We start from the raw sequence: 15,298 nt of genomic DNA on the forward strand, positions 1-15,298 counted from the left end.
AGTTTGATCTTCATTGACTGGGCTACTGGAGTTCGGCGAGACGTTGCTGGAGAAAGCGCTGTTCCGGGGCCTGTCGGGTCAGGGACAGGGCTTTTTCGTACGCTGCGCGCGCGTCTTCAACCCGTCCCAACCGTCGACAGAACTCGCCGCGCGCCGAGTAAGCCAAGTGGTAATCGAGCAACTCGCCGCGCGCCAGAATCGCTTCCACCTCTAGCAGCCCCGCCAACGGCCCATCGCGCATGGCCAGCGCCACCGCGCGGTTCAACTCGATCACCGGCGACGGCTGGACCCTGAGCAATACATCGTAGAGCCCGACAATCTGCGGCCAATCCGTTTGCCCTGCGCTCGGCGCCTCGGCATGCACCGCCGCAATTGCCGCTTGCAGGCAGTAGGGGCCGAAGCGGCGTGTCGTCAGCGCGCGTTCCACCAGCGCGCAGCCTTCAGTAATCAAGGACGCGTCCCACAACAAACGGTCCTGTTCATCCAACAACACCAGTTCGCCACTGGCCGAGGTACGCGCCGCACGGCGGGATTCGTGCAGCAGCATCAGCGCCAGCAGGCCCATGACTTCCGGCTCCGGCAACAACTCCATGAGCAAGCGCGCCAGGCGAATGGCTTCGCCGGTAAGTTCTTCGCGGGTGAGGTCGGCACCGATGGACGCCGAATAACCCTCGTTGAACACCAGGTAAATCACGCGCAATACGCTGTCGAGGCGCTCTGGAAGCTCAACCAGCGACGGCACTTGATAGGGGATTTTCGCCTCGCGGATCTTGCCCTTGGCCCGCACGATGCGCTGGGCGATGGTGGTGGGCGTGACGAGAAACGCCCGGGCGATTTCCTCGGTGGTGAGGTCGCAGATCTCACGCAAGGTCAACGCCGCCTGGGCATCGGCGGCCAGTGCCGGGTGGCAGCAGGTAAACATCAGGCGCAGGCGGTCGTCTTCCACGTCGTCAACGCTCCAGTGCGCCGCTTCCAATGCGTCGGCCTGCGCCTGCAACAGCGGGGTAAAACGCGCCTGGCGGCGCAGGCGGTCAATGGCCTTGAAGCGCCCGGTAGAGACCAGCCAGGCGCGGGGGTTGCTTGGCATGCCGTCCTGCGGCCAGCGTTCGACCGCGACGAAGAACGCCTCGTGCAGGGCGTCTTCGGCGAGGTCGAAATCCCCCAGCAGACGGATCAGGGTGGCGAGCACGCGCCGCGATTCACTGCGGTAGATCGCCTCGATCTGCGGCGTCAATCGCGCAGGTCCTCGGTCACCAGCTTCACCAAACGGTCGAGGCTCTGACCCCAGCCGTCGTGAAAGCCCATGGCTTCATGGGCCTGCTTGTCCTCGGCACTCCAATGCATGGCGCGGGCGGTGTAGAGGGTCTTGCCGTCCTGCTCCTGGAAAGTGACCTCGGCGCTCATGAAGGGTTTGCCCGAGGGGATCCAGCCCGGCTTGAACGCATCGGTGAACACCAGCCGGTTGGGCGCGTCGATCTCCAAAAACACGCCCTGGGTCGGGTACTCGCTGCCATCCGGCGCGCGCATCAGAGTGCGAAACAGCCCACCGACCCACAGGTTCATTTCGCACTCGGGGGTGGTCATGCCGTGGGGGCCCCACCATTGTTGCAGCAGCGTGGGGTCGGTCCAGGCGCGAAACACCCGACTACGCGGTGCGTCGATCAGTCTGCTGATGGACAGTTCAAATTCGGCAGGTTGCAGGGACATGGGATAAACCTCCTGATTATTGGGTTTGTTGTGCTCAGAGATTCAATTCGCGCACCGGGCGCACTTCCACACTGCCTACCCGGGCAGCCGGGATGCCTGCGGCTACCTGGAGCGCTTCGTTGAGGTCCTTGGCCTCGATCAGGTAAAAGCCGGCGAGCTGTTCCTTGGTTTCGGCAAACGGCCCGTCGGTGATCGACAACTTGCCGTTGCGCATACGCACGGTGGTGGCGGTGCTCACCGACTCCAGCGGCTCGGCCGCGAGCATGCGCCCGCTGGCCTGGATGGCCTGGGCGTAAGCGAAACATTCAGGGTCGGCAGGGCTGTCGGGCGAGGTGTGCAGCACCTGTTCGTTGCTGTAGATCAGGCACAGGTATTTCATGGTGTTCTCCGTTTTCTGAACTCATGACTATAGTTCGCGATGCTCAAGGTTTCAGGTCGAACAGCGCGGTGCCTTTCTCCATGTCGAACGGTGCCGACCAATGCTCATGCACCACTTTCCATTCACCATTAAAACGCTGATAACCGGCGGTGACGCGCATCCAGCAAGTCTTGTCGCCACCGCCGCAGTGCGCCAGCCAGTGGGCAAATGCGCTGTCCTGGGCCTGCACAATGCGCAGTTCGTGGAACTCGAAAATACCGGGGCCCGGGCAATGCTCCATGCACGCCTCCCAGTGTGCACGGTAAGCGGCCTTGCCCTTGAACTGCAGGGCGGTCACGGCGTCGAACGAGACGATATCGTCGGCGTAATAGCTGACAATCCTGTCGATATCGCGGGCCAGTACGGCATGTTTCCATTGTTCGATCAGGGTGTTGATTGCAGTGCTCATGGCGTTGACTCCTGGGATGGAAAATCATGGAAGACACCCTTAGTCGAACGCGCCGTGGACGAATCGACAGAGCACTGAAAAATAATTTCGCCCCCACCAAACCCGATAGACTGCGGCCTTACTTGCAGCCGCTCGGCCACTCCCATGCACACCCGCCTAGTCGCCTACGAAACGCTGACCGCCGTACAGAAACAGCAGGTCAGCGCCCTCGAAGTCCACCCTGAACAGTTGCCGTTTTGCGGCGATATGTATTGCACGCTCAATAGCCTGTTGGCCAAACCCAGCCCCGGCGTCAAAGGCTTTGCGCTGCTGGCCGGCGACCTCCCCGTGGCCTTCCTCCTGCTCAAACGTCCGCCGTGCCTGCCCCATTGGGCCGATGAGCACAGCGCCACGCTGCATGCCTTGCAGGTGGATCGCCGCCAACAAGGCCGTGGGTTCGGCAAGGCGTGTCTGCAGGCGTTGCCGGCGGTGGCGCTTGAGGCCTGGCCGCAGATCAAGGCATTGGAGTTGTCGGTGGATACGGACAATGTGGCGGCGATGGGCTTGTATCTGGGGCTGGGGTGGGTGGATTGCGGGGAGGCTTACAAAGGGCGAGTTGGCTATGAGCGGCGTTTGAGCTGGGTATTTGGTCGGGCCACCGTTGACACTGACGCGATGTAACGTATATATGACTTAACCCATTAAAAGTAACGAATACGTAACATGGATACCTCCGTTATTACCCAACGACTCGGCCATCAAATCCGCGCCATGCGCCTCAACCGCGGCTATAAACAGGCGGACCTGGCGAAGCTTGCGGGCATTACCCGGCAGAAACTGATTGAAATTGAACAAGGAAGCCCCTCGGTTTCCATGAATGCTTACGCCCGTGTGATGGCGGCCTTGGGCAGCGAGGTCAAATTGGTACCCGTGACTCTGCCGACGCTGGAGGAGTTAGAGGATTTGTTCGATGAATAGCCCAACGCTCCGTGTGCGTACCCCTCAAGGAGACAGCGGTAGTGTGTTGCTCAGCGCTGACGACTACCTGTTTCGATACAGCGACTCAGCAAAGGCACAAAGCGCAGTAAGCCTGTCTATGCCTGTTCGAACGGAGGAGTATCGTCGCAGAGACCTTCATCCCATCTTCCAGATGAACCTGCCGGAAGGCTACGTTCTGGAGCAATTGCGCAATCGCCTCGCCAAAACGATGAAGGTCGACCCGATGCTGTTACTGGCATTGTCAGGCAGCAGTGCGCCGATTGGCCGAGTGTTCGTATCCTCTGAGCAAGTGAACGGATTACTCCAACGCAACAGCCCCTCGACCACAGGCGAGAACCTGGACGAGATTCTCGCCTGGGACGGTGCGCAGGATTTGTTCGCCGACTTGGTGGATCGCTACATTTTGCGGGCAGGCATTTCTGGTGTGCAGCCCAAAGTGCTGGTGCCGGAAAAACCACAGACACCCGAGCAGAAATTCACCTCGAAAACAGACGACCTGATTATCAAGAGCGGTCGCGACGAGTTTCCGGGGTTGGCCATCAATGAATACCTGTGCATGTCCATTGCCCGGGATGCAGGTCTTCCGGTGCCGCCGTTTTACCTGTCGAAGAACCACAAACTATTCATTATGCGGCGCTTTGACCGAGACGAGCAGCTCAACCCGTTGGGCTTTGAAGACATGACCGCCCTGATGGGTCTGTCTGCCGAGCAGAAATACAGCAAGAGCTACGCCGCCATTGCCAAGGCCGTGCGTGTGTTCTGCGCCCCGGCACATCAACGCAGCTCACTCGCTCAATTGTTCGATAGCGTGGCGCTGAGCTGCATCGTGGGCAATGGCGATGCACATCTGAAAAACTTCGGCGTGCTCTACAGCGATCCAGTGCAATCGGATACGCGACTGGCGCCTGCCTACGACATTGTAAACACCACCGCCTACATCCCCGAGGATGCACTGGCGTTGGACCTGAGCGGAAATAAATCCCTATTCGCCTCGCGCCTTGGCATCCTCGAATTTGCCAAAACCTGCGAAGTCGACAATCCTGAAACCCGCATCCAGGCGTTGCTCCAGACGCTTGAAGTCGTGCTCAAGCGCGAAGACGACTACTGCCGGTCAGCGCCTGAAGTGGCAAAAGCCATACGGCAATCGGCTGAGGTTTACCAACGCAGCTTTGGCGACTGACGCGCCTCTTCAGGCGCCGGCAAGCCAGCGCCTGAAGAGGGCAGTCAGCCCCTCTCCCCCACCGGCAACCAGATCTCAACCGTTCCCGTGCCTTTGTGCGCATCAAAATCGGCACTGTAGCGCTCGAAATCCGCCCCCATCACCTTGTAGCCCGAGTGCGGCAACCACTCGAACATGATGCGCTCGTAGGTCTGTTCCAACGCCTGCACCGGGCCGTGATGCGCGAACACGGCATAGTTGAGCGGTGGAATTTCGATCACTTCAAAGTTGCTCGGCACAGCACTTTTGGCCGGGACTTCCACGCCGGCCATGTAATCGAATTCGCCGTGGTGGGGGTTATGGCAAACCCCATAGGTGACACCGCCGACACGTTCTTTGATGTCTTTGCTGCAACGGTCGAACAACTCCCACAGCTGTGGAATATCGCCGATGGTGGCCTTCGAATAACGACCTTTTACCCCGGCGATCACCAAGGCCTTGCCTGCTTCCATGCGCGGCTCGAGCGGTTGTCTTGTCTGCTGATCCATACGAACAGTCTCCTTCTTATGAGGGAACAAACCCGGATCGAGTATAGGGGCATTTGCACACGCTGCTCCAAGCAGAAAATTTTCCTACGCATCTGGACAACTGGCCATCATCGACCGTATTGTCTGCCCCGCAGGCCACCGCAGTGGCCGACGTCGCTCGGACGGTTCCGGGCGCTTACGTACTTCGAGGCAACAATGGCCGACCAAGGTTCGCCGCGCCGCTTTGCGCGCATCGATCGACTCCCCCCTTATGTATTCAACATCACTGCCGAGCTGAAGATGGCTGCGCGTCGGCGCGGCGAAGACATCATCGACTTGAGCATGGGTAACCCCGACGGCGCCACGCCGCCGCACATCGTCGAAAAACTTGTGCAAGTGGCCCAGCGTGAAGACACCCACGGCTACTCCACGTCCAAAGGTATCCCACGGCTGCGCCGCGCGATTTCGCGCTGGTACAAAGACCGTTACGAAGTGGACATCGACCCCGAGACCGAAGCCATCGTCACCATCGGTTCCAAGGAAGGCCTGGCGCACTTGATGCTGGCCACCCTGGACCAGGGCGACACCGTGCTGGTGCCCAACCCGAGCTACCCGATTCACATCTACGGTGCGGTGATCGCCGGCGCGCAGGTGCGTTCGGTGCCGCTGGTTCCGGGCGTGGACTTCTTCGCCGAGCTGGAGCGGGCGATTCGTGGCTCGATCCCCAAGCCGAAAATGATGATCCTCGGCTTCCCGTCCAACCCCACCGCGCAGTGCGTGGAGCTGGATTTCTTCGAGCGGGTGATTGCGCTGGCCAAGCAGTACGACGTGCTGGTGATCCACGACCTGGCCTACGCCGATATCGTCTACGACGGCTGGAAAGCCCCGTCGATCATGCAGGTGCCCGGCGCCAAGGACATTGCGGTGGAATTTTTCACCCTGTCCAAGAGCTACAACATGGCCGGCTGGCGCATCGGTTTCATGGTGGGCAACCCGGAACTGGTCAACGCCCTGGCCCGCATCAAGAGCTACCACGACTACGGCACCTTCACCCCGCTGCAGGTGGCGGCGATTGCGGCGCTCGAAGGCGACCAGCAGTGCGTGAAAGACATCGCCGAGCAGTACCGCCAACGCCGCAATGTGCTGGTCAAGGGCCTGCATGAACTGGGCTGGATGGTCGAGAACCCGAAGGCGTCGATGTACGTATGGGCCAAGATCCCGGAGGCGTATGCCGCCATGGGATCGCTGGAATTCGCCAAGAAGCTGCTGCTGGAAGCCAAGGTGTGTGTCTCGCCGGGCATCGGCTTCGGCGAGTATGGGGATGATCACGTGCGCTTTGCGCTGATCGAAAACCAGGACCGGATTCGCCAGGCGGTGCGGGGGATTCGCGGGATGTTCAGGGCGGATGGGTTGGCACCAAAAACTGGGGCCTAACTCGGTCAAAATGTGGGAGGGGACAAGCCCCCTCCCACATTTGATTGCATTCCAACATTTGTCTGGTGGTGTGGCTTACACCACCAACGACAGCAGCATGATGAAGATCAACGCCACGATCGACAGAATGGTCTCCATCGCCGTCCAGGTCTTGAAGGTCTCGGCCACAGTCATGTTGAAGTACTGTTTCACCAGCCAGAACCCCGCATCGTTGACGTGAGACAGGATCAACGAACCCGCCCCCGTCGCCAGCACCAGCAATTCGCGGTTGACCCCAGGGATCATTCCCACCACCGGCACCACAATGCCCGCGCCTGTGATGGTCGCCACGGTCGCTGAACCGGTGGCCACACGAATCACCGCCGCCACCAGCCATGCCAGCAAGATCGGGTTGATCTGCGCGTTCACCGCCATATGGCCGATCACGTCGCCCACGCCGCTGGTCACCAGCATCTGCTTGAAGCCGCCCCCGGCGCCAATGATCAGGATGATCGCGGCGGTGGGTGCCAGGCTGGCGTCGAGCAGCTTGAGGATCTGCTTGGCGTGGATGCCCTGACGGGTACCGAAGGTGTACAGCGACAGCAACAGCGCCAGCAGCAAGGCGGTGATCGGGTGACCGATCATGTCCATCCAGTTGCGCACCACGTTGCCTTCGGCGAACGCGATGTCGGCAAAGGTTTTGAGCAGCATCAGGAACACCGGCAACAGCACGGTGACCAGAGTGATGCCGAAGCTTGGCAGCGACTTGTTATCGGTCTCGCGGGCCAGTTGGTCGACCAGCTCCTGGGACGGATTGCCGGGGATGTACTTGGCGATGAACGTACCGAAGATCGGGCCGGCGATGATGGCGGTCGGCAGTGCGACGATCAGGCCGTAAAGGATGGTCTTGCCGATGTCCGCGCCAAACACGCCGATGGCCAGCAGCGGACCCGGGTGCGGCGGCACCAGGCCGTGCACCGCCGACAGGCCGGCGAGCAGCGGGATGCCGATCTTGATCAGCGACACGCCAGTGCGGCGCGCAACGATAAACACCAGCGGGATCAACAGTACAAAACCGATCTCGAAGAACAGCGGGATGCCCACCAGGAACGCGGCAAACATCATGGCCCACTGCACCTTCTCCTTGCCAAAGGCGCGGATCAGGGTCTGGGCGATCTGATCGGCACCGCCGGACTCGGCCATCATCTTGCCGAGCATGGTACCCAGCGCGAGGATGATGCCGACAAAGCCGAGCACCCCGCCGAAACCGTCCTGGAACGCCTTGATGATCTTGTCCACGGGCATGCCCGAGGTCAGGCCCAGGAAGCCGGCCGCGATGATCAACGCAATAAAAGGGTGAACCTTGAACTTGGTGATCAGAACGATCAGTCCAATGATGGTGACGACTGCATCTAACAGCAGGTACGACTCGTGGGACATGCCAAACATGGGGGTCTCTCCTGTTTGTTGTTGTTATTAAAGCGGGTGTTGAACTTCCTGCCGGGGACAGCGCTATCTTTTCCGGCAAAAAATTAATGAGTTGGTTCAAAGCCGTGCTTGAGCCACCAGGCGTTGGTTTGCCTGGCCAGTTCCTCGACGCTGTCTTCGCTGGCGTTGAGGGCCAGGGTCAGCGGCTCGCCCTTGGGCGATTCGAGGGTGGCGAACTGGCTGTCTATGAGGCTTGCCGGCATGAAATGGCCGGGGCGATGGGACACACGGTCCGAGGCCACTTCACGGGTCAGTTCCAGAAAGACGAAACCCAGGCCCGGCGCGGCTTCACGCAGATGGTCGCGGTATTTTTTCTTCAGGGCCGAGCAGGTGAGCACCGGATGTTCACCGGCTTCAAGAGAGCGGCGCAGTTCATCGCAGAGGATGTCCAGCCAGCCGGCGCGGTCGTCGTCGTTGAGGGGGTGGCCTGCGCTCATCTTTTCGATATTGGCGGCGGGGTGGAAGCTGTCGCCTTCAATGGCAGTGGCGCCGTTCAGCCGGCACAGGGCCTCGCTGACACTGGTCTTGCCGCAGCCGGCGACGCCCATGATGACCAGGGCGGTAACAGGTTGACTCATGAAACACCTCAAGACGCAGATAGCGCTACCTTTGCATGCCCTAAGGCGAGTGCAAAAACAGGCTTTTCCCGCGCCGTCTTGTCATTTTTATGGAGTGACGCGTGCATCCGCTCCAATCATTTGAACCGAGTCAGGCAACCCAAAGTTCAATAATTTGCAGCCATTTGGAGACAGCGCTACCTTAGTGCCTCGATTTTTGTTTGGCAAGCCGCCTGATGACCTCCAAGAACGATAAAAATACGCGCACCACGGGTCGCCCGACCCTCAATGAAGTCGCCCGTCTGGCCGGCGTCAGCCCGATTACCGCTTCGCGCGCCTTGCGCGGCATCAGCACCGTGGCCGTTGAGCTGGTCGAAAAAGTCCAGCACGCCGCCGCCGAACTCAACTACGTGGTCAACCCCGCCGCCCGCGCCCTGGCCTCGGCCCAGAGCCATTCGGTGGTGGTATTGGTGCCGTCGTTGTCTAACCTGCTGTTTATCGAAACCCTCGAAGCCATTCACCAAGTGCTGCGCCCCAAGGGCTTCGAAGTGCTGATCGGCAATTTCCACTATTCGCGCGATGAAGAAGAAAACCTGCTGCGCAACTATATGGCTTACCAGCCGCGGGGGTTGCTGCTGACGGGCTTCGATCGCACCGAAAGCGCCCGACGAATGGTCGAGGCCAGCAACGTGCCCTGCGTGTACATGATGGACCTGGACCCGAATGCGGGCGTGAACTGCGTGGGTTTCTCGCAATTGGCCGCAGGCGAAACAGCGGCGGCGCATCTGCTGTCCCGTGGGCGCAAACGCCTGGCCTATATCGGCGCACAACTGGACCAACGCACCTTGCTGCGCGGCGAAGGGTTCCGCCGGGCGCTGCAACAGGCAGGCAAGTACGACCCGGCGCTGGAATTGCTGACGCCGCGCCCTTCTTCCGTGGGCCTGGGCGGTGAGCTGTTCCTGCAACTGCTGGCCGCGCATCCGGATGTGGACGCGATCTTCTTCGGCAACGACGACCTGGCCCAGGGCGCGCTGCTGGAGGCGACGCGCCACGGCATTAACGTACCCGAGCGCGTGGCGGTGCTGGGCTTCAACGACTTGCCCGCATCGTCATTCATGGTGCCGCGCCTGAGCAGCATCAGTACTCCACGGGAGGCGATTGGTCGGCGTTCGGCGGAGCACTTGTTGACGATCATGGCGGGCAACAAGATCGCCAAGCCGGTGGTGGACATGGGGTTTGAGTTGCAGGTGCGGGAGAGCACCTGAACTTCAATAGGTAGGACGCCTGTAGGACCGGGCTGACATTGCAGTAAGCGCCTTGCTCCACTGCCTACGCATACGTCAGAATCCGCCGGCTTGTGCGCCTGGGTGGCGGTCTTTAAGGTTTGTCGGTCGCTGAATTTTTCGGTGATCGGGTTTAGTAGCCCGACTATTGGTCACTCTTAGTGCACGAGCCTTTTCTGTTTTATGGCGGCTGTGCGTAGGGCATCTTCGGATGCGCCGGCTTTGAGTGTCCACCGGTCTACTAACCTGCGTACAGCTGCCACCCATTGTTTAGTAGCGATACGGTGAAGGCTCCTATCAGGATGCTCTAATGATCAAAGAAATCGATACGCCGCCAACCACCCTCTTCACCGTCATTCCCGATGTCTCCACCGAAACCCTGCTGATCAACAGCTACGAAACCGTGTGTTCCGTCAGTACCTTGTTGCTTGACCTGTCCAATGACCTCAGTGGTAAACAGCGTGATGTTGCATTGGCCATTCATCAACTGAGCGAGCTGTCCGTCTTGCTGGTCGGCAAAGCCATGGACCAACATACACCGCGCTGTTGAGACCTTTACTCGGTCAAAATGTGGGAGGGGGCTTGCTCCCGATATAGGTAATCCGCACCGCTATCGGGAGCAAGTCGAATCGTCGAACAGCCCCTCCCATATGTTCAACCGTGCCCACTTGAGATATCGCGCAGCTGCCTATCCCCTGCTAGATTGATCATTTTCCAAATGCCAGGGAACCACCATGGGCCACTCACTGAAAATCCTCGGCCGCACCTCCTCCATCAATGTGCGCAAAGTACTCTGGACCTGCCTCGAACTGGGCATCGATTACACGCACCAGGACGACTGGGGCATCGGCTTCAAACCCACCCAATCCCCCGAATTTCTCGCGCTGAACCCCAACGCGCAAATCCCGGTGCTGATCGACGACCATGGCGTGCTGTGGGAATCCAACACCATCTGCCGCTACCTCGTCGGCCTGTACCAACGTTATGACCTGCTGCCTGCCGAACCCGCGCCACGGGCGCGGGTGGAGCAGTGGATGGACTGGCAGGCCACCGAACTCAACCCGTCGTGGGGTTACGCGTTCCATGCCCTGGTGCGCCGCAACCCCGACTATCAGGACCCGCAACGCATCAAGGCAGGTGTACATGCCTGGAACGACAAGATGGGCCTGCTGGAACAACAGCTTGTTCGCACCAATGCCTACGTAGCCGGCGAGGAATTCACCCTGGCCGACATCCTCATCGGCCTTTCGGTGCACCGTTGGCGCATGACCCCCATGGAGCATCCGCCCTACCCCGCCATCGCAGCCTATTACGAACGCCTCAGCCAACATCAAGGCTTCAAGACCTTCGCCCTCGACGGCCATAACTGACTGAGCGTTCCCGCCATGCCCGCACTCTCTGCCACCGACGGCATCGACCCCATCCGTGCCGCCCATATCAGCGCCCGCATCGATCGTCTGCCCGCCGTCGCCACCGTCTGGCGCCTGGTGGCGCTGTTGTCGATCGGTGGTTTTTTCGAGCTGTATGACCTGTTCCAGACCGCCTATATCAGCCCCGGCCTGATCAGCGACGGGATCTTCCACACCGGCAGCGAAGGCGTGTTCGGCTTCTCCGACCAGGCGGCGTTCGCCTCGGCGACCTTTCTGGGCCTGTTCCTCGGCGCGAGCCTGCTCAGCCCGATTGCCGACCGCTTCGGGCGCCGGGCGATCTTCACCTTTGCGCTGATCTGGTACACGGTCGCCACGGTGCTGATGGGCATCCAGACCTCCGCCCTGGGCATTATCTGCATGCGTTTTTTGGTGGGTATCGGCCTGGGCATCGAACTGGTGACCATTGACGCCTACCTCTCGGAACTGGTGCCCAAGCGCATGCGCAGTTCGGCGTTTGCCTTTGCGTTTTTCATCCAGTTCCTGTCGGTGCCGGCAGTGGCGTTGATGTCATGGTGGCTGGTGCCCCAGGCGCCGTTCGGGGTTTCCGGCTGGCGCTGGGTGGTGCTGAGCAGTGCGGTGTTTGCGCTGTTTATCTGGCAACTGCGCAAGCGCTTGCCGGAATCACCGCGCTGGTTGGCGCAAAAAGGCCGCTTTGAAGAAGCCGGGGCGATCATGGACAGCCTGGAAACACGCTGCCAAAAGGATCATGGCAAACCGCTGGATAAACCCGAACCGGAGGCCGTCAGCGTGCAGGGCAGCGGCCGTTTCGCCGATATCTGGCAGCCCCCGTACCGGCGCCGCGCGCTGATGCTGATCGTGTTCCATGTATTCCAGGCCATCGGCTTCTTCGGCTTCGGCAATTGGCTGCCGGCGCTGCTGTCGGGTCAGGGCGTGAGCGTGACCCACAGTTTGCTCTATGCCTTCATCATCACCCTCGCCTACCCGTTGGGGCCGTTATTGTTCGTGAAGGTGGCCAACCGCTTTGAGAACAAGTGGCAGATCGTCGGTTCGGCCATGGGCGCGGTGATCTTCGGCAGCCTCTTCGCCCTGCAAACCACGGCGGTAGGTCTGGTGGTGTGTGGGGTGATGATCACCTTCTGCAATGCCTGGCTGAGCTTCAGTTATCACTCGTACCAAAGCGAACTGTTCCCCACCAATATCCGCGCGCGGGCGGTGGGGTTCTGTTACTCGTTCAGCCGCTTGTCGACGGTGTTCAGCAGCCTGTTGATCGGTTTTATCCTCGAACACCTGGGTACGCCAGGCGTGTTGGCGTTCATCGCCAGCAGCATGCTGATCGTGATGATCACCATCAGTTGGTTCGGGCCGCGTACGCGTAACCTGGCGTTGGAAAATATTGCTCATTGACGGCAAGGCTTGGCCGCCTGCGGGACAATACTTGCCGCGACGGCCACTCCCCTCCCAACAGATACGGGAGTTTTGCGCCCGGCACGCTATTTGCTCCAGCAGTTACACCGTACATTTCCCCAGGTGACCGATCATGCTGGTTAACAACAACACCCAAGCCGTGTCGACGGTGCAACAGATCAAGCGGCCCGACATGGACCCCGCCAACGCCGCCGCCAGTGCGCTGTACAGCGGAGCCCTGCAAGCAGTGCAACAAAGCGTGACCGTGCCGGCCGTGCAGAAGGAATTGGACAAGGCGACCGACCGTATCGACGAAGCCTTCGCCAAGACCCGTGTGCAGTTACAGACCAGCGCATCAACCAGCGATGTGCCGGCGACCAGTTCCGCCTCGGGCGCACGCGCCGAGTTCACCGACTACATGAGCAAATCCCCGGCCGAGCGGATTCGTGAGCAGTTGCTCAAGGAGCAGGGCTTGACCGAGGCGGATGTGCAGAATATGTCGCAGGAAAAACAGGATGCTATTTCCAAGCAAGTGGCCGAGCGGCTCAAGCAGCAGCAAGAGCAGCAGGTAGCGGCGAAGACGGTCGACCCGCAGGCACAGGCGGTGAAAGAGACCCTGGCGGCGATCTGAGCCGCACCGCTGACTCAATGTGGAAGGTGGCTTGCCTGCAGCGATAGCCATGAGTCTCTACACAATTTTAAAAGCTGAAAATCCTCCTGTGGTGAGCGGCCCATCTGTCATAGATTTTTCGCTCACCGGAAGACGTATAGATACCTGTGTGTCTCGTAAGCAAGCCAGCTCCCACCTTGATCAGGTTACCAAAGCGGCGACAGGGGGTTGCGCTACGCAAGGCGGCTATTCAGCCAGCATTTGCAACAAGGCACGGGCACTGGAGGATGGCGAGCGTTGTGGTGTTGCCACCAGTGCAAATTCTCGCTGCACCGGCACCGTCAACGGCATCACGCGCAAGCCCAGGCGCTGGATAGGCAAGGTCATTTCCGGGACCAAGGTCACCCCCACACCTTCACGCACCAGGCTGAACGCGCTGCTCCATTCGCGCACTTGCACGCGGATATCGCGCAGCGCCAGACCGGCCTCGGCGCCAAGGCTGCGGGCATTGGCGGTGCAACCTCCGGTGGCGAGCACAAAGGGTTGTTGAAACAGTTCTTCCAACGACACGCTGGCACCCGCCGGGCGCTGTGCCAGTGGATGGTTCGTGGGCAACACAGCCAGCCAAAGGTCACGCCCTAGAAATGAGGCGTTGCGCTCAGGCGCGGGGTTGAGCACTACGCCCAGATCAATCAGGCCGGCATCAAGCAAGGTGTTCACTTCGTTGTCGGTCACCTCAAGAGAAGTGACTTCGATACCCGGATACAGCTGCGCGAAACGCTGCAACTGCGGCGTCAGAAACTTAGCCAGAACCTTGGGAAAACTGGCGATGCGAAGACTCCCACGCAGCATGGGCCGGGCTTGATCCACCGTGCTGCGGATCGTCTGCAAGGCGTTCAGCATCACCCGAGCCTGTTCGATCACACTCAGCCCCAGAGCGGTAGGCAAAGTGTTGCGCGGAGCTCGGGTAAACAGTTGCGCCCCCAAGGCCGCCTCCATGCCGGCCATGGCCTGGCTGGCGGCGGATTGGGTCATGCCCACGCGCTCGGCGGCGGCGGTGATACTGCCGTGGTCGGCCACGGCCACCAAAAGGCGCCAGTGCATCAGGTTCATCATGGCAGTCGCTGTCCTTATGGCTGGGCGCTGAAGAATTAATTTTACCCACGGTGGCATGCCCGCAAGACTGGCGCAAATCCTAAGGAGCTGCCCCTGATGAAACTGTATTTTTCCCCAAATGCCTGCTCTCTTGCCCCGCATATCGTGCTGCGGGAGTTGGCGCTGCCCTTTGACCTGATACGGGTCGACAACCAGGCAAAAACCACGGCCAATGGCGAAGATTTCCTGCAAATTAATCCCAAGGGTTATGTGGCGGCGCTGCAACTGGATAATGGCCAGGTACTGACCGAAGCCAGCGCCATCCTGCAATACCTGGCCGACCTGAAACCCGACGCTCATCTTGCTCCGGTCAATGGCAGTTGGGAGCGCGTGCGTTTGCAGGAATGGTTGAATTTTATTGCCAGCGAAGTGCATGGCGGGTTGGCGGTCTTTTTCAACAGCGCCATCCAAGGTGACATCAAGGCGATGTTCACGACCACGTTATTCAAGCGCTTTGCGATTCTGGTACAGACGCTGGAACAACAAGACTACTTGATGGGCTCACGGTTTTCGGTAGCGGATGCGTATTTGTTCGTGGTGCTGCGCTGGGCAGACATTCACGCGATCGATCTGCGCGACTGGCCGGCGCTGGCGGCGTTTCAACAGCGAGTGAATGAGCGGCCAACGGTGATTGCTGCGCTGGCCGCCGAAAATCCCTGAGTTCGACAGTGATCAGTGCCCGAACAACCCGCTCTCGGACTTCTTGGTTTTTTTGTCGGCGCGTTTTTCATCGGCAGTCTTTGCCGGTTTTTTCTTCGCGGCTTTCTTTGAATCCATACCTTTGGCCATGCTGCGTACT

18 protein-coding genes are annotated in these 15,298 nt (G+C 60.1%); 10 read left to right on the forward strand and 8 right to left on the reverse strand.

What is annotated here, in order from left to right; all coding sequences use genetic code 11:
* Window positions 1–22 precede the first annotated feature (22 nt).
* Genes PSH66_RS22830 through PSH66_RS22845 form a run of 4 tightly spaced genes read right to left on the reverse strand, consistent with a single transcriptional unit; the run spans window position 23 to window position 2,534 of the window.
* Complete coding sequence (locus tag PSH66_RS22830; protein WP_305427696.1) at window positions 23–1,234, reverse strand: RNA polymerase sigma factor; 1,212 nt, start codon at window positions 1,232–1,234, stop codon at window positions 23–25.
* A complete protein-coding gene (locus tag PSH66_RS22835) occupies window positions 1,231–1,707 on the reverse strand; it encodes an SRPBCC family protein (protein ID WP_003175693.1) in 477 nt (158 codons plus the stop codon). The genes PSH66_RS22830 and PSH66_RS22835 overlap by 4 nt, the downstream gene beginning before the upstream one ends.
* A gap of 34 nt (window positions 1,708–1,741) precedes the next feature.
* Window positions 1,742–2,086, reverse strand: coding sequence for a YciI family protein (locus PSH66_RS22840; RefSeq protein ID WP_305427697.1), 345 nt, complete (start codon window positions 2,084–2,086; stop codon window positions 1,742–1,744).
* A 43-nt stretch (window positions 2,087–2,129) separates the two neighbouring features.
* On the reverse strand, window positions 2,130–2,534 hold the full coding sequence (locus PSH66_RS22845; protein WP_003175695.1) for a nuclear transport factor 2 family protein: 405 nt from the start codon (window positions 2,532–2,534) through the stop codon (window positions 2,130–2,132).
* A 144-nt stretch (window positions 2,535–2,678) separates the two neighbouring features.
* On the opposite strand from PSH66_RS22845, the gene PSH66_RS22850 reads away from it, so the two are divergent.
* Genes PSH66_RS22850 through PSH66_RS22860 form a run of 3 tightly spaced genes read left to right on the forward strand, consistent with a single transcriptional unit; the run spans window position 2,679 to window position 4,692 of the window.
* Complete coding sequence (locus tag PSH66_RS22850; protein ID WP_003175696.1) at window positions 2,679–3,194, forward strand: N-acetyltransferase; 516 nt, start codon at window positions 2,679–2,681, stop codon at window positions 3,192–3,194.
* Window positions 3,195–3,236: 42 nt separating this feature from the next.
* Entirely contained in the window at window positions 3,237–3,491 is a 255-nt protein-coding gene (locus PSH66_RS22855) for a helix-turn-helix domain-containing protein (RefSeq protein ID WP_003175697.1), read from the forward strand.
* Window positions 3,484–4,692 carry a type II toxin-antitoxin system HipA family toxin gene (locus tag PSH66_RS22860; protein ID WP_141063307.1) on the forward strand — a complete coding sequence of 403 codons (1,209 nt, stop codon included), beginning with the start codon at window positions 3,484–3,486 and terminating at the stop codon, window positions 4,690–4,692. The genes PSH66_RS22855 and PSH66_RS22860 overlap by 8 nt, the downstream gene beginning before the upstream one ends.
* A 44-nt stretch (window positions 4,693–4,736) precedes the next feature.
* Here the strand turns inward: PSH66_RS22860 and PSH66_RS22865 are convergent, their stop codons facing one another.
* A complete protein-coding gene (locus PSH66_RS22865) occupies window positions 4,737–5,219 on the reverse strand; it encodes a GyrI-like domain-containing protein (RefSeq protein ID WP_141063308.1) in 483 nt (160 codons plus the stop codon).
* A 195-nt stretch (window positions 5,220–5,414) separates the two neighbouring features.
* On the opposite strand from PSH66_RS22865, the gene alaC reads away from it, so the two are divergent.
* Window positions 5,415–6,632 carry an alanine transaminase gene (alaC, locus tag PSH66_RS22870; protein ID WP_003175700.1) on the forward strand — a complete coding sequence of 406 codons (1,218 nt, stop codon included), beginning with the start codon at window positions 5,415–5,417 and terminating at the stop codon, window positions 6,630–6,632.
* Window positions 6,633–6,707: 75 nt separating this feature from the next.
* Here the strand turns inward: alaC and PSH66_RS22875 are convergent, their stop codons facing one another.
* Both PSH66_RS22875 and PSH66_RS22880 read right to left on the reverse strand, forming a co-directional pair.
* Complete coding sequence (locus PSH66_RS22875; protein WP_003175701.1) at window positions 6,708–8,060, reverse strand: GntP family permease; 1,353 nt, start codon at window positions 8,058–8,060, stop codon at window positions 6,708–6,710.
* A gap of 83 nt (window positions 8,061–8,143) precedes the next feature.
* Complete coding sequence (locus PSH66_RS22880; protein ID WP_003175702.1) at window positions 8,144–8,677, reverse strand: gluconokinase; 534 nt, start codon at window positions 8,675–8,677, stop codon at window positions 8,144–8,146.
* Window positions 8,678–8,889: 212 nt separating this feature from the next.
* Between PSH66_RS22880 and PSH66_RS22885 the strand changes: the two genes are divergently transcribed.
* The 5 genes from PSH66_RS22885 (at window position 8,890) to PSH66_RS22905 (ending at window position 13,365) form a co-directional block, all read left to right on the forward strand.
* A complete protein-coding gene (locus tag PSH66_RS22885) occupies window positions 8,890–9,921 on the forward strand; it encodes a LacI family DNA-binding transcriptional regulator (protein WP_305429643.1) in 1,032 nt (343 codons plus the stop codon).
* Window positions 9,922–10,249: 328 nt separating this feature from the next.
* Window positions 10,250–10,489 carry a DUF6124 family protein gene (locus tag PSH66_RS22890; RefSeq protein ID WP_003175704.1) on the forward strand — a complete coding sequence of 80 codons (240 nt, stop codon included), beginning with the start codon at window positions 10,250–10,252 and terminating at the stop codon, window positions 10,487–10,489.
* A 184-nt stretch (window positions 10,490–10,673) separates the two neighbouring features.
* Window positions 10,674–11,309 (forward strand): glutathione S-transferase family protein, encoded by a 636-nt coding sequence (locus PSH66_RS22895; protein WP_141063309.1) that lies wholly within the window; start codon window positions 10,674–10,676, stop codon window positions 11,307–11,309.
* A 15-nt stretch (window positions 11,310–11,324) separates the two neighbouring features.
* On the forward strand, window positions 11,325–12,734 hold the full coding sequence (locus PSH66_RS22900) for an MFS transporter (protein WP_305427698.1): 1,410 nt from the start codon (window positions 11,325–11,327) through the stop codon (window positions 12,732–12,734).
* A 133-nt stretch (window positions 12,735–12,867) separates the two neighbouring features.
* Entirely contained in the window at window positions 12,868–13,365 is a 498-nt protein-coding gene (locus PSH66_RS22905) for a hypothetical protein (protein WP_078825832.1), read from the forward strand.
* A 225-nt stretch (window positions 13,366–13,590) separates the two neighbouring features.
* Here PSH66_RS22905 and PSH66_RS22910 read toward each other — a convergent pair whose 3' ends face one another.
* Window positions 13,591–14,460 carry a LysR family transcriptional regulator gene (locus tag PSH66_RS22910; RefSeq protein ID WP_141063311.1) on the reverse strand — a complete coding sequence of 290 codons (870 nt, stop codon included), beginning with the start codon at window positions 14,458–14,460 and terminating at the stop codon, window positions 13,591–13,593.
* A 96-nt stretch (window positions 14,461–14,556) separates the two neighbouring features.
* On the opposite strand from PSH66_RS22910, the gene gstA reads away from it, so the two are divergent.
* Window positions 14,557–15,159: a glutathione transferase GstA gene (gene gstA / locus PSH66_RS22915; protein ID WP_003175710.1), complete on the forward strand. Its 603-nt coding sequence runs from the start codon at window positions 14,557–14,559 to the stop codon at window positions 15,157–15,159.
* Window positions 15,160–15,298 lie beyond the last annotated feature (139 nt).

The organism is Pseudomonas sp. FP597 (assembly GCF_030687435.1).
GTDB classification, from domain to species: domain Bacteria; phylum Pseudomonadota; class Gammaproteobacteria; order Pseudomonadales; family Pseudomonadaceae; genus Aquipseudomonas; species Aquipseudomonas lactucae.